15 protein-coding genes are annotated in these 19654 nt (G+C 63.9%); 10 read left to right on the top strand and 5 right to left on the bottom strand.

What is annotated here, in order from left to right; genetic code table 11:
- Positions 1-9: 9 nt before the first annotated feature.
- The 6 genes from dgcA to AC3RCP_RS29520 all read left to right on the top strand — a co-directional run bounded on the left by dgcA (position 10) and on the right by AC3RCP_RS29520 (position 8302).
- On the top strand, positions 10-2070 hold the full coding sequence (gene dgcA / locus AC3RCP_RS29545) for a dimethylglycine demethylation protein DgcA (RefSeq protein WP_009045952.1): 2061 nt from the start codon (positions 10-12) through the stop codon (positions 2068-2070).
- Between the two features lie 140 nt (positions 2071-2210).
- A complete protein-coding gene (dgcB, locus tag AC3RCP_RS29540; protein ID WP_101339321.1) occupies positions 2211-4160 on the top strand; it encodes a dimethylglycine demethylation protein DgcB in 1950 nt (649 codons plus the stop codon).
- Positions 4160-5380 (top strand): electron transfer flavoprotein subunit alpha, encoded by a 1221-nt coding sequence (gene etfA, locus AC3RCP_RS29535; protein ID WP_492570644.1) that lies wholly within the window; start codon positions 4160-4162, stop codon positions 5378-5380. The genes dgcB and etfA overlap by 1 nt, the downstream gene beginning before the upstream one ends.
- Positions 5381-5396: 16 nt before the next feature.
- Positions 5397-6167 carry an electron transfer flavoprotein subunit beta gene (gene etfB / locus AC3RCP_RS29530; protein ID WP_007926363.1) on the top strand — a complete coding sequence of 257 codons (771 nt, stop codon included), beginning with the start codon at positions 5397-5399 and terminating at the stop codon, positions 6165-6167.
- Between the two features lie 1212 nt (positions 6168-7379).
- Positions 7380-8000, top strand: a complete 621-nt coding sequence (locus AC3RCP_RS29525; protein WP_007926364.1) for a hypothetical protein — start codon at positions 7380-7382, stop codon at positions 7998-8000.
- 23 nt (positions 8001-8023) lie between these two features.
- Positions 8024-8302 (top strand): hypothetical protein, encoded by a 279-nt coding sequence (locus tag AC3RCP_RS29520; RefSeq protein WP_007926365.1) that lies wholly within the window; start codon positions 8024-8026, stop codon positions 8300-8302.
- Between the two features lie 65 nt (positions 8303-8367).
- On the opposite strand, the gene gbca is transcribed toward AC3RCP_RS29520, so the two are convergent.
- A complete protein-coding gene (gene gbca / locus AC3RCP_RS29515; RefSeq protein WP_062824385.1) occupies positions 8368-9663 on the bottom strand; it encodes a glycine betaine monooxygenase oxygenase subunit in 1296 nt (431 codons plus the stop codon).
- Between the two features lie 330 nt (positions 9664-9993).
- Here gbca and gbcB point away from each other — a divergent pair, with 330 nt between their 5' ends.
- Complete coding sequence (gene gbcB, locus AC3RCP_RS29510; RefSeq protein WP_007926368.1) at positions 9994-11094, top strand: glycine betaine monooxygenase reductase subunit; 1101 nt, start codon at positions 9994-9996, stop codon at positions 11092-11094.
- A gap of 176 nt (positions 11095-11270) precedes the next feature.
- Here the strand turns inward: gbcB and AC3RCP_RS29505 are convergent, their stop codons facing one another.
- The 4 genes from AC3RCP_RS29505 to AC3RCP_RS29490 form a co-directional block, all read right to left on the bottom strand.
- Positions 11271-12095, bottom strand: coding sequence for an SDR family oxidoreductase (locus AC3RCP_RS29505; protein ID WP_007926369.1), 825 nt, complete (start codon positions 12093-12095; stop codon positions 11271-11273).
- 137 nt (positions 12096-12232) lie between these two features.
- Positions 12233-13057 carry a nitrilase-related carbon-nitrogen hydrolase gene (locus AC3RCP_RS29500; protein ID WP_492570645.1) on the bottom strand — a complete coding sequence of 275 codons (825 nt, stop codon included), beginning with the start codon at positions 13055-13057 and terminating at the stop codon, positions 12233-12235.
- A complete protein-coding gene (locus AC3RCP_RS29495; protein ID WP_492570646.1) occupies positions 13054-14499 on the bottom strand; it encodes a purine-cytosine permease family protein in 1446 nt (481 codons plus the stop codon). The genes AC3RCP_RS29500 and AC3RCP_RS29495 overlap by 4 nt, the downstream gene beginning before the upstream one ends.
- A gap of 167 nt (positions 14500-14666) precedes the next feature.
- The gene (locus AC3RCP_RS29490; protein WP_007926372.1) at positions 14667-15707 is read right to left on the bottom strand and encodes a threonine aldolase family protein; all 1041 of its coding nucleotides are present in this window, start codon (positions 15705-15707) and stop codon (positions 14667-14669) included.
- A 224-nt stretch (positions 15708-15931) separates the two neighbouring features.
- Between AC3RCP_RS29490 and AC3RCP_RS29485 the strand changes: the two genes are divergently transcribed.
- The 3 genes from AC3RCP_RS29485 to AC3RCP_RS29475 all read left to right on the top strand — a co-directional run bounded on the left by AC3RCP_RS29485 (position 15932) and on the right by AC3RCP_RS29475 (position 19650).
- A complete protein-coding gene (locus AC3RCP_RS29485; protein WP_492570647.1) occupies positions 15932-16675 on the top strand; it encodes a TraX family protein in 744 nt (247 codons plus the stop codon).
- 447 nt (positions 16676-17122) lie between these two features.
- Positions 17123-18376 carry a serine hydroxymethyltransferase gene (gene glyA / locus AC3RCP_RS29480; RefSeq protein ID WP_007926375.1) on the top strand — a complete coding sequence of 418 codons (1254 nt, stop codon included), beginning with the start codon at positions 17123-17125 and terminating at the stop codon, positions 18374-18376.
- 23 nt (positions 18377-18399) lie between these two features.
- Complete coding sequence (locus AC3RCP_RS29475) at positions 18400-19650, top strand: sarcosine oxidase subunit beta family protein (protein WP_007926378.1); 1251 nt, start codon at positions 18400-18402, stop codon at positions 19648-19650.
- Positions 19651-19654: the final 4 nt, after the last annotated feature.

Genomic DNA, 19654 nt, shown 5'->3' with positions numbered 1-19654 from the left:
TTAAGAAAAATGGCTTTCGAAGCGATGTTCCAGCCGATCCAGATCGGCAAACTGACCATCCGCAACCGGGTGCTCAGCACCGCGCACGCCGAGGTCTACGCCACCGATGGCGGCATGACCACCGACCGCTACGTGAAGTATTACGAAGAGAAAGCCAAGGGCGGTATCGGCCTGGCGATCTGTGGCGGTTCGTCCGTGGTGGCCATCGACAGCCCGCAGGAATGGTGGAGCTCGGTGAACCTGTCCACCGACCGCATCATTCCGCACTTCCAGAACCTGGCCGACGCCATGCACAAGCACGGCGCCAAGATCATGATCCAGATTACCCACATGGGCCGCCGCTCGCGCTGGGACGGTTTCAATTGGCCGACCCTGATGTCGCCGTCGGGCATCCGCGAACCGGTGCACCGCGCCACCTGCAAGACCATCGAGGTGGAAGAGATCTGGCGGGTGATCGGCAACTACGCCCAGGCCGCGCGCCGGGCCAAGGCCGGCGGCCTGGACGGCGTCGAGCTGTCCGCCGTGCACCAGCACATGATCGACCAGTTCTGGAGCCCGCGGGTCAACAAGCGGACCGACGAATGGGGCGGCAGCTTCGAAGGCCGGATGAAGTTCGGCCTGGAAGTGCTCAAGGCAGTGCGCGCCGAAGTCGGCGACGATTTCTGCGTGGGCATGCGTATCTGCGGTGACGAGTTCCACCCGGACGGCCTGTCCCACGAGGACATGAAGCAGATCGCCAAGTATTACGACGACACCGGCATGCTCGATTTCATCGGCGTCGTGGGTTCGGGTTGCGATACCCACAACACCCTGGCCAACGTGATTCCGAACATGAGTTATCCACCGGAGCCGTTCCTGCACCTGGCTGCCGGGATCAAGGAAGTGGTCAAGGTTCCGGTACTGCACGCGCAGAACATCAAGGATCCGAACCAGGCCACCCGCATCCTCGAGGGTGGTTACGTCGACATGGTCGGCATGACCCGGGCGCACATCGCCGACCCGCACCTGATCGCCAAGATCAAGATGGGCCAGGTCGACCAGATCAAGCAGTGCGTGGGCGCCAACTACTGCATCGACCGCCAGTACCAGGGCCTGGATGTGCTGTGCATCCAGAACGCCGCGACCTCCCGTGAATACATGGGCGTGCCGCACATCATCGAGAAGTCCACCGGGCCGAAACGCAAGGTGGTGGTGGTCGGTGCCGGCCCGGCCGGCATGGAATCGGCGCGGGTGGCGGCCGAACGTGGCCACGACGTGACCCTGTTCGAGAAGAAAGAGGCCATCGGCGGGCAGATCACCACTGCGTCGAAAGCGCCGCAGCGCGACCAGATCGCCGGTATCACCCGCTGGTACCAGTTGGAGCTGGCACGGCTGAAGGTCGACCTGCGTCTGGGCACCGCGGCCGATGCCGAGACCATCCTCGACCTGCGTCCGGACATCGTGGTGCTGGCCGTCGGCGGGCATCCGTTCCTTGAGCAGAACGAGCACTGGGGCGCCGCCGAAGGGCTGGTGGTCAGCAGCTGGGACGTGCTCGACGGCAAGGTCGCGCCGGGCAAGAACGTGCTGGTCTACGACACCATCTGCGAGTTCACCGGCATGTCGGTGGCCGACTTCCTCGCCGACAAGGGCAGCCAGGTCGAGATCGTCACCGATGACATCAAGCCGGGCGTGGCCATCGGCGGTACGTCGTTCCCGACCTACTACCGCAGCATGTACCCCAAGGAAGTGATCATGACCGGCGACATGATGCTGGAAAAGGTCTACCGCGAAGGCGACAAGCTGGTGGCGGTGCTGGAGAACGAATACACCGGCGCCAAGGAGGAGCGGGTGGTCGACCAGGTGGTGGTGGAGAACGGCGTGCGGCCCGACGAAGCGATCTATTACGCGCTCAAGGAAGGCTCGCGCAACAAGGGCCAGGTCGACGTCGAAGCGCTGTTCGCGATCAAGCCGCAGCCTTCGTTGAGCCAGGCGGGCGACGGTTATCTGCTGTTCCGCATCGGCGACTGCGTGGCGCAGCGCAACACCCACGCGGCCATCTATGACGCCCTGCGGATCTGCAAGGATTTCTAAGCCATACCTGTAGCCGCTGCCGAAGGCTGCGATCGACTGCGAAGCAGTCGTGCTCTTGAGTTCGCAGGGAAGTCCTGCGGACTTCATCGCAGCCTGCGGCAGCGGCTACAACGACCGAGCTGGTCTTTGGGAGCTCCACCATGTTGAACACCCTTCTTCCCATCCTGCTGTTCGCAGCCATCGGCCTGGCTGTCCTGGGCGCGTTGCGGCGGGTGGCCATGTGGCGCCGGGGCCGTGCGTCCAAGGTCGACCTGATCGGCGGCCTGCTGGCCATGCCCAAGCGCTACATGGTCGACCTGCACCATGTGGTGGCGCGGGACAAATACATCGCCAACACCCACGTGGCCACGGCCGGTGGCGCCGTGGCGTCCATCGTGCTGGCGATCCTGGTGCACGGTTTCGGCCTGCATAACCGCATCCTCGGCTACGCCTTGCTGCTGATGTCGGCGGTGATGTTCGTCGGCGCGATCTTCGTTTACCTGCGCCGTCGCAACCCGCCGGCGCGCCTGTCGAAAGGCCCGTGGATGCGCCTGCCGAAAAGCCTGCTGGCGTTCTCGGCGTCGTTCTTCCTGGTGACCCTGCCGGTGGCCGGGATCCTCCCGGAAAACTTCGGTGGCTGGGTACTGGCCGCGATCCTCGGTATCGGTGTGTTGTGGGGCGTGTCCGAGCTGTTCTTTGGCATGACCTGGGGCGGCCCGATGAAGCACGCCTTCGCTGGTGCCCTGCACCTGGCCTGGCACCGCCGTGCCGAACGCTTCGGTGGCGGCCGCTCCACCGGCCTCAAGCCGCTGGACCTGGAAGACCCGAACGCGCCGCTGGGCGTGGAAAAACCCAAGGATTTCACCTGGAACCAGTTGCTTGGCTTCGACGCCTGCGTGCAGTGCGGTAAATGCGAAGCCGCGTGCCCGGCCTTTGCCGCCGGCCAGCCGCTGAACCCGAAAAAGCTGATCCAGGACATGGTCGTCGGCCTGGCTGGCGGTACCGATGCCAAGTTCGCTGGCAGCCCGTATCCCGGCAAAGCCATTGGCGAACACAGCGGCAATCCGCACCAGCCGATCGTCAACGGCCTGGTGGACGCCGAGACCCTGTGGTCCTGCACCACCTGCCGCGCTTGTGTCGAGGAATGCCCGATGATGATCGAGCACGTCGATGCCATCGTCGACATGCGCCGTCACCTGACCCTGGAAAAGGGCGCCACCCCGAACAAGGGCGCCGAAGTCCTGGAAAACCTGATCGCCACCGACAACCCGGGCGGTTTCGCCCCGGGCGGGCGGATGAACTGGGCGGCGGACCTCAACCTGGCGCTGCTCGGCGAGAAGAAAACCACCGACGTGCTGTTCTGGGTCGGCGACGGTGCCTTTGACATGCGCAACCAGCGCACCCTGCGCGCCTTCGTCAAAGTGCTGAAAGCGGCCAAGGTCGACTTCGCGGTGCTGGGCCTGGAAGAGCGCGACAGCGGCGACGTGGCCCGGCGCCTGGGCGACGAGGCGACCTTCCAGCTACTGGCCAAGCGCAATATCCAGACCCTGGCCAAGTACAGCTTCAAGCGCATCGTCACCTGCGACCCCCACAGTTTCCATGTGCTGAAAAACGAATACGGCGCCCTCGGCGGCGAGTACGTGGTGCAGCACCACAGCACCTACATGGCCGAGCTGATTGCCGGCGGCGCCTTGAATCTGGGCCAGCACAAAGGCAACAGCGTGACCTATCACGACCCGTGCTACCTGGGCCGCTACAACGGCGAGTACGAGGCGCCGCGCGAGGTCCTGCGCGCCCTGGGGATCGAGGTCAAGGAAATGCAACGCTCCGGTTTCCGCTCGCGCTGCTGCGGCGGCGGTGGCGGCGCGCCGATCACCGACATCCCGGGCAAGCAGCGGATCCCCGACATGCGCATGGACGACATCCGCGAAACCGGCGCCGAGCTGGTGGCCGTGGGTTGTCCACAATGCACCGCGATGCTCGAAGGCGTGGTCGAACCACGACCACTGATCAAGGACATCGCCGAACTGGTGGCCGACGCCTTGCTCGAAGACGCCGCGCCTGGCAAGCCGGTGACCCCGGCCAAACGTGAACCTGCGGAGGCCCACTGATGAGCGACATTATCCGCCGCGACCCACGGGCCGAATGGATCGCCCGTAACCGCCTGCACCCGCTGCACGCGGCCATGCAGCCGGCGCAGCACAGCTGGATGGGGCCCAACGGCATCCTCCGCAAGACCCCCCACGGGATCGGTTTCATCGGCCCCAACGGTATCAAGCGCATCGACCGCAGCGGCGCCCAGCAGGGCGGGGCGGTCAAGCGCAGCGCCGCGGTCGAAGTCCAGCTGCCGCTGCATCAGGTGGCGCAGCCGGCGTTCTACATCAGCGTGGTGCCGGACATGGTCGGCGGCCGCCTGAGCAGCCACGACCGCGACCTGCTGGGCCTGGCCCATCAGCTGGCCGGCAAGGACGGCGCGGTGCTGGCGGTGGTGTTCGGCGAGCACAAGGAAAACGCCTTCGCCACGGCCGGCGTCGACCGCCTGCTGGTGCTCGAAGGCAACGAATTCAGCGGTTATGCACCGGAACAGCGAGTCCAGGGCCTGCGGGCTGTGGATAACCAGTTCAGCCCACGCCACTGGTTGCTGCCCGACAGCCGCACCGGTGGCGGCGAACTGGGCCGGCGTTTTGCCGCGGCCCTGGGCGAACGCCCGGCCACGCGGGTCTGGCAGGTCAAGGACGAGCAATGCATCGGCCGCGCCGGTGCCGGCTTGCAGGACCTGGCGCGACCGTTGGCGCGGCTGATCCTGGCCGCCGCCGAATGCGCGGAACCGGTCAGTGAAACCCGCCACGAAGCCCTGCCGGTGGAGTTATCCACAACGGTGGCGCGCAGCCTGGCGCGAATCGAGGACCTGGGCGCGGTGGCGGTGGACCCGGCGGCGATTCCCATGGCCGAGGCCGAATTCATTTTCTCCGGCGGCAACGGGGTCAAGGACTGGGAGCTGTTCCACAAAACCGCCGCGGCCCTGGGCGCCACCGAAGGCGCGTCGCGGGTGGCGGTGGACGATGGCTTCATGGCCCGCGACCGTCAGGTCGGCGCCTCGGGCACTTGGGTCACAGCCCGGGTGTACGTGGCGGTGGGGATTTCCGGGGCGATCCAGCACCTGCAGGGCATCGGTGCCTGCGACAAGGTGGTGGCGATCAACCTCGATCCGGGCTGCGACATGATCAAACGCGCCGACCTGTCGGTGATTGGCGAAAGCGCCGAGCTGCTTCAAGCCTTGATCGCGGCGGTAGAGGCCTACCGCAACGGCGCCAAGCGCGATGCGGCTTAAGGGAAGGACAGAGCTTATGAGTACCAATGTGATCAGCCTGGTGTCCATCGGCGCCCACCCGACTTCCGGCCGGCCCCGGCGCGCCGAGCAGGATGCGCGGGCGGTCGAGCTGGGGCTGCAACTGGCCGGGGACAGGCTGCAGGTGCTGCACGCCGGCGATATTGCCGAGCCGGCCCTGCGCGCGTACCTGGGCATGGGCCTGGAACAGATGCACGTGCTGGAGCAGTCGGCCGGTGCCGATGCGCTGCCGGCGCTGACCGATTATCTGCGCGATGCCGGGGCGCAAGTGGTGCTCACCGGCAGCCAGGCGGAAACCGGCGAAGGCTCGGGCATGCTGCCGTTCCTGCTGGCGGAAAACCTCGGTTGGCCGCTGGTGGTGGGCCTGGCCCAGGTGGAATCCATCGACGGCGGCGTGGCCCTGGTGCTGCAAGCCCTGCCGCGCGGCCAGCGCCGTCGGCTGAAGGTGCGCCTGCCGTTCCTCGCCACTGTGGATAACGCCGCGCCCAAGCCGCGGCAGAGCGCCTACGGCCCGGCCCGGCGTGGGCTGCTGCAGGCGCGGCAGGTGGAAGTGCTCGACGATGAGTTATTCACCAGCGCCACCCTGCAACCGGCCAAACCGCGGCCCAAGCGCCTGAAAGTGATCAAGGCCAAGAGCGGCGCCGACCGCATGAAAGCCGCGACCGCCAAGGCCAGCGGCGGTGGCGGCCAGGTGCTCAAGGGTGTCAGCGCCGAAGCCGGGGCCGAGGCCATCCTCAAGCTGCTGATCGAAGAAGGCGTGGTCCGCTAGGGTCTGGCCTGTCGCACTATTGTTATCGCGAGCAAGCTTCGCTCCTACAGGGGCGCGGCTTGCCAGCCACTGATTTCCCTCCTGTATCCACGGTTACCCACAATCCCTGTGCGCGCCTCTGTGGATAAGATGTTCGTCCCTCTCTGCAAGCCTCGCCAATCAAGCGCTACAGCGCGTTGTACGAAAAACGATCAAGCTAAGTCGAGGTTTTTCCGAAGGTTTTTTCTGTGGATAAGGAGCTCCCTCGATCCTCCGCCGCTGCCAAGTTGCCCCCAAAGTCTGTTGGCCTCTTTGTGGATAAGATGTTCGCTGTCCGTTGAGAGCCTTATAAACAGCGGCTTCCATAGGGTTGATCAAAAAACAGTCAGTTCCGGGGTTTTGCCCTGCCGGCAGCACTGAAACCTCGATATTTCGCGCTATTCGGCGGTTTTCCACAGCTCGCTGCCCTTGGCCGCAAAGTTGCCCCCAAAGTCTGTTGGCGCTTCTGTGGATAAGGTGTTCGCCTTCATCTGCGGGCCTTTAAAAACGTGGCTTACAGAGCGCTGTTCAAAAAATGAACAAAGTCTTGTGGAAAAGGCCTTTCCGGATAAGTCACGGATTTTCTTCAGGTTCTGCCAGTGAATCCGCCGGCTGAAAGCCGAGTTGCCCACATTTGCTGTGGGTGGAGGTGTGGATAACTTGTTCGCGGTCTTCTGTAAGCCTTGGCGGGTGGTATCTCGACGGGGGCGATCATTTTTTATACAGCTTGGGGGTGACCCTCTCGTTTGTTTCGGGCTCGGATAAAACCTGAGTGAGGTTTGGTTTATATATTCAGCCTGCATAAATGCAGTTTCCTATGGGTATAAGTGGCTGTTTGACGCCTGATGGGCACGCGGCTTTACTCTTTCAAACACAAGGAGTGGGGCGGATTTTCAAGGGCAATAGTCGAGTTCTTCGGCTGCACTTCAAGATAATCCATGACAGGAGTCAAACATGAAAAGCATGTTTTTGTTTCTGCACTTCCCTAATAGCTGATACCGAGTCTGGTTGATCGGTGAAAGTGCTATCTCCAACGTCCTTCCGGTTGATGAAGTCCACGATTGATTTTTGGAATTAATAAAGGCTGATTCTGAATGATGGATTCGGGAGAATTGCGGGCGTTATGAACGTTACCGTTCCCGCGAGTGAAAGGCACAAGAGTGCCGGTTGTTTAAATTACAAGGAGTTATTGAAATGTCCGAAGCATCCAAAGCAAAAACCAAGGCCAAGCCTGTTGCTGCACAAGGCAAGGAAGCCTATGTCGAGTTACTCAACGAAATGCGTGTGCATGCGAAAAGACGATTGTCGGGCGAGGCCAGGGGCCTGCTGATGGCTTCGCCGCACCTGCAGCAGATTCACCTGCGCAGTCTCTACGTCACCAAGAGTTCCAATGATCCTGCGGTGCGGAACCTCGAGCCTCAGGCCCGGGAAGTGGGGGAAAGCCAAGCTGATCAGTCGGAGTCCGAGCTGGTCAAGGCTACGGAAAGTTTTCAGAACTCGGGTTCGACCGACACCACGGACTACAAGAAAAAGCTCGAAGAGTTGCGTAAGCGGGACAAGGAATCAGCAGATAAACGCATCGACAAGATGTATGACGCGGCGATCGAGCAGTTGGACCAATACCCCCAAAGCGCTGATGCGGTGGTTGGGTTCATGGAAACTTTCGGTGGCCTGTTCAATACCGTGCTGGACAAGGTCAGCGAGTTTTTCACCGAGATTGGCAAGAATATCCTCAATTGGTTGAAGAACGTCTGGGAGAAAATCACTAATACATTCAACTCGATCGTCAGTTGGGTCACTGGCTGGTTCTCTTGACCAGCTGAAATAGTGAGGTGGCTATGAACAAACCTGTCGGTCCACCGCCTTTTATTGATAATCATCAGCCTGAGTGGGACAGGGCTTTTTATATCGAGGAAGGTAGAGCGCTGGCTGCTAACAAGGCCCGGCTCGATGTACTTCGGCAGCACGATAAAAAGAAAACCCAGGAAAGAATTGACGGCTTGTATGACGATTTGCAACGACGTATCGATCCGAATTACAAGCGTGCGCCCAATATCGAAGACTTGGGAAATATCTTTGATACAGCGCAGGACATCATTCACGCCTGGAACTGGTAGTAGCCACTTCACGTCATAAAAAACCGCGAGCATGCTCGCGGTTTTTTATGGCCGGGACAGCGCGTTTAGCCGTGAACCGGCACGCCCTTGAGGTACGGAGCCGGTTCGGCGCCGAGGTTGCTCAGCATGCGTTCGCTGTACCAGTCCACGAAGTTGACCACGCCGAACTCGTAGGTCTTGGAGTACGGGCCTGGCTGGTAGGCGGTGGAGTTGATGCCGCGCTGGTTCTCTTCGGCCAGGCGACGGTCCTGGTCGTTGGTGGCGTCCCACACCTGGCGCATGCGCGCGACGTCGTAGTCCACGCCTTCGACCGCGTCCTTGTGCACCAGCCACTTGGTGGTGACCATGGTTTCCTGGGCGCTGATCGGCCACACGGTGAACACGATGATGTGGTCGCCCATGCAGTGGTTCCACGAGTGCGGCAGGTGCAGGATGCGCATCGAGCCCAGGTCGGGGTTCTTGATCCGGCCCATCAGCTTGGCGCAGCCCTGCTTGCCGTCCATGGTCATGGACACGGTGCCCTTGAGCAGCGGCATGCGCACGATGCGGTTGCGCAGGCCGAAGCTGGCGTGGGCGTAGGGGATCTTCTCGGCTTCCCAGGCGGCGGCGGAGGCGGCCACGTGGTCCTTGAACGCCTGGTCGGCGCGCGGGTCGGTGACGTCGTCCCACTCCAGCAGGGTCTTCAGCAGTTCCGGGTGCGCACCGCCGCAGTGGTAGCACTCGCGGTTGTTTTCCAGCACCAGCTTCCAGTTGGCCTTTTCCATCAAGGTGGTCTGCACCGCCACCTTGGTGTTCTCCATGTCGTAGGGTTCCATGTAGTGCGTCAGGGTCGCCAGGAAGTCATCGATGGCCGGCGGGTTCTCGGCCAGCGAGATGAAGATGTAGCCACCGGCGGTCTTCACGTTCACTGGCTTGAGGCCGTACTGCTTCATGTCGAAGTCGGCGCCCATCTCGGTGCCGGCGAACAGCAGGCGACCGTCCAGCTCGTAGGTCCACTGGTGGTAGTGGCAGACCAGCTTGGCGACCTTGCCCTTGTCGCTGGTGCACAGGCGCGAACCGCGGTGGCGGCAGACGTTGTGGAAGGCATGGACCACGCCGTCGGCGCCACGGATCACGATGATCGGGTTCTTGCCGACCTGCAGGGTCATGTAGTTGCCCTTGGTCGGAATCTCGCAGGTCATGCCGGCGATCAGCCATTCCTTCTGGAAGATCTCCTGCATGTCGATATCGAACAGGCGCTCGTCGCAGTAGAACGGCTGCGGCAGGGAAAAGGTCCGCTCGCGTTCTTGGAGCATTTGCGCGGTGGCCTTGCGTGCGGGTTCCAGCGGATCGCCCAGGCTCAGGGTTGCGGTGACGTCCATCGTTTTGGTCCTCATGGCCATCTGTGTGGCCGGCGAAAGTGGCAGTGTGGCCGGTGTAACGGGCTTGCTCCGCACAAGCCCGTCACACCGGCCACGGTTACGACGCAAGGCTGAAAAGTCAGCGGTTATCAGTTGAGGCGAGTGTGGGGCCGGCGCGGCCCGGAACCTTATCCATGGGCGACATGGCCCAATCTGTTCCCGACGCGCAAGCCCCGGTGGTTGGGGGCTGGTCGCGATAAGTATGTGAATGTCGCAGATAGGTAAATGGGCGTTTATGGGCCTGCGCACAATCGCCACCATAAAGGCCGGCAGTCGGCCGTGGAGATCAGCATGTCCAACAACTTCCTGAACCCGGTAACCACCCAGACCTGGGCCAATGGCCGACACATCGTCCGTTGCGTCAAAGTCATCCAGGAAACCTGGGACGTGCGCACCTTCTGTTTCATGGCCGACCAGCCGATCATGTTCTTCTTCAAGCCGGGGCAGTTCGTCACCCTGGAGCTGGAGATCGAAGGCCAGCCGATCATGCGTTCCTACACCATTTCCAGCTCGCCCTCGGTGCCATACAGCTTCTCGGTGACCATCAAGCGCGTCCCGGGCGGCAAGGTTTCCAACTGGCTGCACGACACCCTGCACGAAGGCCAGGAGCTGGCGGTGCACGGGCCGGTGGGGCTGTTCAACGCCATCGACTTCCCGAGCCCGAAAGTCCTCTACCTCAGCGGCGGCGTCGGCATCACCCCGGTGATGTCCATGGCGCGCTGGTTCTACGACACCAACGGCAATGTCGACATGGTGTTTATCCACAGCGCCCGTTCGCCGAAGGACATCATTTATCACCGCGAGCTGGAGCACATGGCGTCGCGGATCGACAACTTCAGCCTGCACCTGATCTGCGAGAAACATGGCCTGGGCGAGCCCTGGGCCGGTTATCGCGGCTACCTGAACCACAAGATGCTGGAGCTGATGGCGCCGGACTTCCTCGAGCGCGAGGTGTTCTGCTGCGGCCCGACGCCGTACATGAACGCGGTCAAGCGCCTGCTCGAAGCCAGCGGCTTCGACATGTCGCGCTACCACGAGGAATCCTTCGGCGCGACGCCGGCGGAAGCCCGCGCCGACGCGGTGGAACAGGCCGAGCAGGCCGCCGAGGCGCCGGAAATCGACGTCGCCGACCTGCACCAGGTGGAGTTCACCGCATCCGGCAAGAGCATCCGCGTGGCGCCGGGCGAGACCGTCCACGCCGCCGCGGCCAAGCTCGGCCTGATGATCCCCAAGGCCTGCGGCATGGGGATCTGCGGCACCTGCAAGGTGCTCAAGCTGGGCGGTGAAGTGGAGATGGACCACAACGGTGGGATCACCGAGGAAGACGAAGCCGAAGGCTACATCCTGTCCTGCTGCAGCGTGCCGAAGGGGGATGTGCGGGTCGAGTATTGAGTGGCGGACCGGTAGCCCGTAGCCGCCGCCGAAGAATGAGGCTGCGATCGGTTGCGTAGCAACCGTGAACCCGGAGCTCTCGGTGCTTCTGACCTATCGAGGGGCTGGGTTTGCGACTGCTTTGCAGTCGATCGCAGCCTCGTACCTCGGCAGCGGCTACAGATTGATCCGCTCGCTCAATCGATAAACAGATCCGTCATCAGCGTTTCGCTGCTGTCGGGATCGAAGCGGTAATGGGCGAAGTCGCTCACCCCCTGTTCGCGCAGTATTTCTTCGTCGATCAGCAAGCGCCCGGTGATGCGGCGCTGGCTGCTAGAGAGGATCGCGTGGGCCGCATCGGCCATGATTGCCGGCGTGCGCGCATGCTTGAACGACTCGCGCGAACCCAGTTGGAACTCGATGGCGGCGGTGGCGATCATGGTCTGCGGCCACAGCGAGTTGACGCTGATGCCGTAGTTCTTGAATTCCTCGCTCATGCCCAGGGTCAGCATGCTCATGCCGTACTTGGTCACGGTGTAGGGGCTGTACTGGGCGAACCATTTGCTCGCCAGGTTCAGCGGCGGCGACAGGTTGAGGATGTGCCCACCGCTGGTTTTCAGGTAGGGCAGGGCCGCCTGGCTGCACAGCAGCACGGCGCGGGTGTTGATCTGGTGCATCAGGTCGAAGCGCTTGAGCTCGATGTGCTGCACCCCGGTCAGCTTGATCGCCCCGGCATTGTTGACCAGGGCATCGATGCCGCCGAACTGCTCGGCGGCCTTGGCCAGGGCCTGACGTACTGTCTCTTCGTCACGCACGTCCACCTGCAACGCCAGGGCCTTGCCGCCCGCCGCCTCGACTTCGCGGGCCACGCTGAAGATGGTGCCGGGCAGCTTGGGATGGGGGTCGGCGCTTTTCGCCGCGATCACGATATTGGCCCCGTCCCGCGCCGCCCGCAGGGCGATTTCACGGCCGATGCCACGACTGGCGCCGGTGATGAACAGGGTCTTGCCTTGTAAGGACATGGATGCGCTCCTGATTATTGTCGTTATCCGAGCGGGTACAGCGGCTCGCCAGACAATCTAGTTCATGTCTGGCGGCGCGCGCGGATCAGGGGCGAAAAGGCGAAGGGCCGCGAGTGTTGCCCGCGGCCGGGGAGGGCTCAGTACAGCGCCGGGCGGCGGTCCAGATGCACGTGGTTATGGGCGCTGATGTGCTTGTCCCGGGCGTCCGCCAGGGGCAGCTCCGCCAGCAGCAGTTGCTGCTGGGGATGACGGGCGCTGCCGGCCAGCGGATATCCGTCGGCGTCGACGATCAGCGAGCCACCGACCCAGGCCACGCCACGCTCGTCGCCGCAGCGGTCGCAAGCGGCGATGAACATGCGGTTGACCGCGGCGTTGGCCTGGACCCGGACCATTTCCGCCGGGCGTTCGCCCGCCGGACGCGGCCCGTCCGGCCAGTTGACCGGGGCGCAGAGCAGGGCGGCGCCGGCCAGCGCGGGCAGGCGCACCCATTCCGGGAACTCCAGGTCGTAGCAGATCAGCATCGCGATCGCGCCAAAGCGGGTTTCGACCACCGGTGGTGGCTGCTCGCCCACGGTGAATACCCGCTTCTCCCGGTCCCACAGATGGGCCTTGCGATACACCGTCACCCGCCCCTCGGGCTCGACCAGCGCGGCGCTGTTGGCCACTTGCCCGGCATTCAGGCGCTCGCAGAAACCGCCGACGATCACCACCTGCAGCTCTGCGGCCAGGGCCTTCCACAGGGTCAGCGTCGGCCCGTCGAGGGCCTCGGACAGCGCCAGCGCTTCCTGCCGATCGGTGAACACATAACCGCTCTGCACCAGTTCCGGCAGCACCACCACCTGGGCGCCCTGGGCAGCGGCCTCGCGGATGGCCCGCTGGCCCAGCTCGCGGTTGTAGTCGAGCTCGCCCACCCGTGGGGCGATCTGCTGGCAGGCGACTTTCAGGGTGGGCAATCCAGTCATTGGCCGGCTCCTTCCAGTTGGCGTTCGCTGGCCTGGATCGCCAGGCGCTCGGCGTCCAGGTCCAGGCCCCGGGTCAGCGCCCAGTAGGCCACGCCGGCCACGGCCAGGCCGATGACAAAGGCAATGTCGGCGCCCTCCAGCGCCCGGGAAACCGGGCCCTGGTAGAAGCTCAGGGACATGAACGGAATCATCGCGACCAGGCCGAGGAAATAGGCGATGAGCCCGGGCATGGCCCAGCGGCCATAGATGCCGGCCGGGTTGAAGATGTCGCTGATGGCGTAGTGACCTTTGCGCACCACGTAGAAGTCCGCCAGGTTGACCGCGGTCCAGGGCACCAGGAAATACAGCATCAGCAGCACGAAGGTATTGAAGCTCGCCAGGTAGCTGTCGGGAATGTTCATGGCGATCAGGAAAATCACCACCGCCACCAGGGCGATGCCCACCACCCGGCTCTTGAGGTTCGGCTGGATCTGCAGGAAGCCGTCGATGGCGCTGATGCCGGTGAGCATCGCGCCGTAGCAGTTGACCGCCATGATGCCGACCAGGGCGGGCACGGCGATCAGCACGGTAAAGGTGCCGAAGCCCGGGATCATCTGATTGCCGACTTCGCGGACGCTGCCGATGGCGTCCGGGGACGGCAGGGCGGAGGCGAGGAAGGCACCCAGGGACATCAGCCACAGCGCCGAGCCCGCGGCGCCCAGGTAGGTCCAGAAAATCACCTGGCGCGACGAGGTCTTGTGCGGCAGGTAGCGCGAATAGTCCGAGACATACACCGAGTAGCTGATCTGGTAGCCGGCGGCCGCCGACAGCTGGATCAGGAACGCCGACCAGGAGAAGTGCGCGTCGGCCACGGCGGCGTCGGCCTGCAGGGTCATCAGCGCGCTGATGGTCAGCACGGTGAACACGCTGATCATGATGTAGGTCAGCCAGCGCTGCACGGCGTGCAGCAGGTCATGCCCGACCACGGCGATGATCACCGCGAGGATGATCATCAGGCTGTACCAGGGCGCCCGCGCGCCGGGCACCACGGTGTTGATGGCGTCGGTGGCGAGGATCACGTTGAACACGTTGAAGCCGATGTAGACGAAGACCACCGCGGTGAAGGGCACGATGGCCCCGCGCAGGCCGAATTGCGCCCGCGACTGGATCATCTGCGGCAGGCCCATGCGTGGTCCCTGGTTGGCGTGGAAGGCCATGCAGAAGGTGCCCAGGCACACGCCGATGACGATGGCCAGGATCGAGTAGTGCAGGCTCAGGCCGAGGGCGGCGCCGGTGAAGCCGGTGACCATGGTGGTCAGGACGAAGTTGCCGGTGAACCAGAACGGACCCTGGTGCCAGACCTTGCCGTGGCGCTCGTGGCGCGGCACGTAGTCGATGGAGCGGGTTTCGATCTTGAGGCTGGGGGACGGGGCTTTTTCCGTTGCCGCGGGCAGGCTGGTCATGGGGCAGTGCCTTGTTTTTATAAATTGACCCCGGAGTCTCGGATATACGCCTGTGATGTTGAATCAGTGGAGGGAAATAATCAGTTCAGGAATTTGTGAACTGATGTCACACAGCGCCGGCCCACCGCTCCCGATCTCGACAGGAGGCGGCAGGCCGACGAGGGCATTCAGCCGGCCATGACCTGGCGAATGTCCGCGGCCAGTTCACGGACCCGCGCTTCTTCGGTGTCCCACGAGCACATGAAGCGCGCGCCGCCTTTACCGATGAAGGTGTAGAAGCGCCAGCCCTTGGCGGTCAGCGCGGCGATGGCCGGTTCCGAGAGTTGCAGGAACACGCCGTTGGCCTGCACTGGGAACATCAGTTCCACCCCTGGAATGTCCGCCACCAGCTCGGCCAGCAATTGCGCGCAATGGTTGGCGTGGCGGGCGTATTTGAGCCAGGCGTCGTTTTCCAGCAGGCCGACCCAGGGCGCGGACAGGAAGCGCATCTTCGAGGCCAGCTGGCCGGCCTGCTTGCAGCGGTAGTCGAAGTCTTCGGCCAGCTTGTGGTTGAAGAACAGAATCGCCTCGCCCACCGCCATGCCGTTTTTCGTGCCGCCGAAGCACAGCACGTCGACCCCGGCTTTCCAGGTCAAGTCGGCGGGCGAGCAGCCAAGGAAGGCGCAGGCGTTGGAGAAGCGCGCGCCGTCCATGTGCAGGTTCAGCCCCAGCTCCTTGCAGGTGGCGCTGATGGCGCGGATTTCTTCCGGGGTATAGACGCTGCCGACCTCGGTGGCCTGGGTCAGAGTCACCACCCGTGGCTTGGGGTAGTGGATGTCCTGGCGCTTGAGGGCGATGTCGCGGATCGAGTCCGGGGTCAGCTTGCCGTTCTCGGTGCCGGCGATCAGCAGCTTGGAGCCGTTGGAGAAGAATTCCGGCGCGCCGCATTCGTCGGTTTCGACGTGGGCGGTTTCCGAGCAGATGACGCTGTGGTAACTCTGGCACAGCGACGACAGGGCCAGGGAGTTGGCGGCGGTGCCGTTGAAGGCGAAGAACACCTCGCAGTCGGTCTCGAACAGCTTGCGGAAATAATCGGCGGCGCGCGCGGTCCACTGGTCGTCGCCATAGGCGCGTTCGTGGCCGCGGTTGGCCTGGTCCATGGCCGCCCAGGCCTCGGGGCAAATGCCGGAATAGTTGTCGCTGGCGAATTGTTGGCTCTTGTCGGTCATGGCCGTCTTCCGTGCTAAGGGTCCGAGAGGGGAGCCCTTCGATAAAGGGCTCCGGATAAGGCGCTCCTGGGTAAGGAGCCCTTGGGTAAAGCGTCCGCAACGAGGTCTGGGCCGGCAGGACAGCGCAGGCCCCGCAGAGATCGGTGGAGCGCCACTTTACCCAAGATTGAGGGGGGAGCACACGCTCTGTTTATGGGTGAAAAATGCACAGGCCATGAGGATATATGCCAGACCCGCTGCTGACCCCGCTGGCCGCCCGGCGCGATGGCGCCCTGGACCTGCTCAAGTGGCTGGCGCTGCTTTGCATGGTGCTCGATCACCTGCGCTACGTCGGCTGGAGCCTCGATCTGCTGTATGTGCCCGGGCGCCTGGCGTTTCCCTGGTTCTGCCTGGCGCTGGCGGCCAATGTGGCGAGGGCCGGCGCGGTGGGTCGCGAGGGCGCGGGGCAATGGCGTTACCTGGGCTGGCTGCTGTTGTTCAGCCTGCTCAGCGAGGTGCCGTACCGGCTGTACATTCCCGACCCCGACACCCTGAATGTGCTGCCGACCCTGGCCCTGGGCCTGTTGGTGGCCCGTGCCTGGCAGCGTCGCGGCGGGCTGGCGCTGTGGCTGGGGATCGGCGCGGCCTTGCTCGGCGGGCTGTTCGACCGGTACCTGATGTTCGGCCTGTTCGGCGTCTTGCTGCCGCTGGCGATGTTGCTGGTGCTGCTGCGCCGCTGGTACTGGGCGCTGCTGCCGGGGCTGCTGTGCCTGGCGGCCAACCAGTGGCAAAGCCTGCTGCCGGCGGCGCGCCTGGGCAGTCAGGTGGCCGCCTGGGCGCTGCTCGCCTGCGTGCTGGCGCCGTGGCTGGGGCTGGCGATCCTGCGCCGGATGCGCGGTTTTTCGCCGCCACCGATGCGGCGCTGGGCCTATCTGCTGTATCCCGGGCATTTCCTCCTGCTGCTGATGCTGCGCAACCTGCTGGCCTGACGGCGAACCGTTGTCGCTACGAACGCCCTGTAGCCGCTGCCGAGCTGGCGAGGCTGCGCTCGGCCGCGAAGCGGTCGTAAAACCAGGCAACCTGTTCTTCCAGGCATATCGCGTGCTGAGGTTTTGCGAGGACTGCGTCCTCGAGCGCAGCCTCGCAGGCTCGGCAGCGGCTACAGATGCGACACGCCAACCCGAAACCTGTCGCGCCACTGGTCGGTGGCGGGGGCTGGCGGGCGCGGGCAAGCCACCGACATAGAGCCTTCGGCGCGTGGCGCCCGCAAGCATTTGTCTCTCTGCGCCAGGCCATGTCGTAAACGCACCTTTGCGTGGCGTCCATAGGCATTTGGCCGGTCAGCGCCGGTCATACCATCGCATCCAAAGGGCACTACCGCAGGGTACGTGCCTCACCGAGACGAAAGGCGCACCGCCGCCGCTGGGAGAGACGCGATGTTCAGCAAGCAAGACCAAATCCAGGGTTATGACGATGCACTGCTGGCGGCCATGAATGCCGAGGAGCAACGTCAGGAAGATCACATCGAGCTGATCGCGTCGGAGAACTACACCAGCAAGCGCGTGATGCAAGCGCAAGGCAGCGGCCTGACCAACAAGTACGCCGAAGGTTATCCGGGCAAGCGCTACTACGGCGGCTGCGAGCACGTGGACAAGGTCGAGGCCCTGGCCATCGAACGCGCCAAGCAACTGTTCGGCGCCGACTACGCCAACGTCCAGCCGCACTCCGGTTCCTCGGCCAACAGCGCCGTGTACCTGGCCCTGCTGCAAGCCGGCGACACCATCCTGGGCATGAGCCTGGCCCACGGCGGCCACCTGACCCACGGCGCCAAGGTGTCGTCCTCGGGCAAGCTGTACAACGCCGTGCAGTACGGCATCGACACCAACACCGGGCTGATCGACTACGACGAAGTCGAGCGCCTGGCCGTCGAGTGCAAGCCGAAGATGATCGTCGCCGGCTTCTCGGCCTACTCCAAGACCCTCGACTTCCCACGCTTCCGCCAGATCGCCGATAAGGTCGGCGCGCTGCTGTTCGTCGACATGGCCCACGTCGCCGGCCTGGTCGCCGCTGGCCTGTACCCGAACCCGCTGCCTTACGCCGACGTGGTCACCACCACTACCCACAAGACCCTGCGCGGTCCGCGGGGCGGCCTGATCCTGGCCAAGGCCAACGAAGAAATCGAGAAGAAGCTCAACGCCGCGGTCTTCCCGGGCGCCCAGGGCGGCCCGCTGATGCACGTGATCGCCGGCAAGGCGGTGTGCTTCAAGGAAGCGCTGGAGCCTGGCTTCAAGGCCTACCAGCAGCAAGTGATCGACAACGCCCAGGCCATGGCCGGCGTCTTTATCAAACGCGGCTACGATGTAGTGTCCGGCGGCACCGACAACCACCTGTTCCTGGTCAGCCTGATCCGTCAGGGCCTCACCGGCAAGGAGGCGGACGCCGCCCTGGGGCGCGCCCACATCACCGTGAACAAGAACGCCGTGCCGAACGATCCACAGTCGCCGTTCGTGACCTCCGGCCTGCGTATCGGCACCCCGGCGGTGACCACCCGCGGCTTCAAGGTTACCCAGTGCGTGGAGCTGGCCGGCTGGATCTGCGACATCCTCGACCACCTCGGCGATGCCGATGTCGAGGCCAATGTCGCTCGTCAGGTATCGGCCCTGTGCGCGGACTTCCCGGTTTATCGCTGAGTGCGGTTTTGGAGTAAATGACTATGCAACGCTACTCGGGCTTCGGCCTCTTCAAGCACTCCCTCAGCCACCATGAAAACTGGCAGCGCATGTGGCGCACGCCGACCCCGAAAAAGGTCTACGACGTGGTCATCGTCGGCGGTGGCGGGCATGGCCTGGCGACCGCCTACTACCTGGCCAAGGAGCACGGCATCACCAACGTCGCCGTGGTCGAGAAAGGCTGGCTGGGCGGCGGTAACACCGCGCGCAACACCACCATCGTGCGTTCCAACTACCTGTGGGACGAGTCGGCGCACCTGTACGAACACGCGATGAAACTGTGGGAAGGCCTGTCCCAGGACCTCAACTACAACGTGATGTTCTCCCAGCGCGGCGTCTACAACCTGTGCCACACCCTGCAGGACATCCGTGATTCCGAGCGTCGGGTCAGCGCCAACCGCCTCAACGGCGTGGACGGCGAACTGCTCAACGCCAAGCAGGTGGCGGACGAGATTCCGTACCTGGACTGCTCGAAAAACACCCGCTACCCGGTGCTGGGCGCCACCGTCCAGCGCCGTGGCGGCGTGGCCCGTCACGACGCCGTGGCCTGGGGCTTCGCCCGCGCCGCCGACGCCCTGGGCGTGGACCTGATCCAGCAGACCGAAGTGATCGGCTTCCGCAAGGAAAACGGTGTGTGCATCGGCGTGGAAACCAACAAGGGCTTCATCGGCGCCAAGCGCGTCGGCGTGGTCACCGCCGGTAACTCCGGGCACATGGCCAAGCTCGCCGGCTTTCGCCTGCCGATCGAATCGCACCCGCTGCAAGCGCTGGTGTCCGAGCCGATCAAGCCGATCATCGACAGCGTGATCATGTCCAACGCGGTGCACGGTTACATCAGCCAGTCCGACAAGGGCGACCTGGTGATCGGCGCCGGTATCGACGGCTGGGTCGGCTACGGCCAGCGCGGTTCGTACCCGGTGATCGAGCACACCATCCAGGCCATCGTCGAGATGTTCCCGATCCTTTCGCGGGTGCGCATGAACCGCCAATGGGGCGGCATCGTCGACACCACCCCGGACGCCTGCCCGATCATCTCCAAGACCCCGGTGCCGAACATGTTCTTCAACTGCGGTTGGGGTACCGGTGGCTTCAAGGCAACACCTGGCTCGGGCAACGTATTCGCCGCGAGCCTGGCCAAGGGTGAAATGCACCCGCTGGCCGCACCTTTCTCCATCGACCGTTTCCACAACGGTGCGCTGATCGACGAACACGGCGCTGCAGCTGTCGCCCACTAACAGG

The organism is Pseudomonas sp. GW822-FHT05A08 (assembly GCF_058800485.1).
This window is presented reverse-complemented; position numbering and strand designations above follow the sequence as displayed.

Coding starts and splice junctions, on each gene's coding strand:
- etfA (WP_492570644.1), top strand. CDS start 4,160: ATGAGCGACATTATCCGCCGCGACCCACGGGCCGAATGGATCGCCCGT.
- AC3RCP_RS29490 (WP_007926372.1), bottom strand. CDS start 15,707: ATGACCGACAAGAGCCAACAATTCGCCAGCGACAACTATTCCGGCATT.
- AC3RCP_RS29475 (WP_007926378.1), top strand. CDS start 18,400: ATGCAACGCTACTCGGGCTTCGGCCTCTTCAAGCACTCCCTCAGCCAC.
- glyA (WP_007926375.1), top strand. CDS start 17,123: ATGTTCAGCAAGCAAGACCAAATCCAGGGTTATGACGATGCACTGCTG.
- dgcA (WP_009045952.1), top strand. CDS start 10: ATGGCTTTCGAAGCGATGTTCCAGCCGATCCAGATCGGCAAACTGACC.
- etfB (WP_007926363.1), top strand. CDS start 5,397: ATGAGTACCAATGTGATCAGCCTGGTGTCCATCGGCGCCCACCCGACT.
- gbca (WP_062824385.1), bottom strand. CDS start 9,663: ATGGACGTCACCGCAACCCTGAGCCTGGGCGATCCGCTGGAACCCGCA.
- AC3RCP_RS29505 (WP_007926369.1), bottom strand. CDS start 12,095: ATGTCCTTACAAGGCAAGACCCTGTTCATCACCGGCGCCAGTCGTGGC.
- gbcB (WP_007926368.1), top strand. CDS start 9,994: ATGTCCAACAACTTCCTGAACCCGGTAACCACCCAGACCTGGGCCAAT.
- dgcB (WP_101339321.1), top strand. CDS start 2,211: ATGTTGAACACCCTTCTTCCCATCCTGCTGTTCGCAGCCATCGGCCTG.
- AC3RCP_RS29525 (WP_007926364.1), top strand. CDS start 7,380: ATGTCCGAAGCATCCAAAGCAAAAACCAAGGCCAAGCCTGTTGCTGCA.
- AC3RCP_RS29485 (WP_492570647.1), top strand. CDS start 15,932: ATGCCAGACCCGCTGCTGACCCCGCTGGCCGCCCGGCGCGATGGCGCC.
- AC3RCP_RS29500 (WP_492570645.1), bottom strand. CDS start 13,057: ATGACTGGATTGCCCACCCTGAAAGTCGCCTGCCAGCAGATCGCCCCA.
- AC3RCP_RS29520 (WP_007926365.1), top strand. CDS start 8,024: ATGAACAAACCTGTCGGTCCACCGCCTTTTATTGATAATCATCAGCCT.
- AC3RCP_RS29495 (WP_492570646.1), bottom strand. CDS start 14,499: ATGACCAGCCTGCCCGCGGCAACGGAAAAAGCCCCGTCCCCCAGCCTC.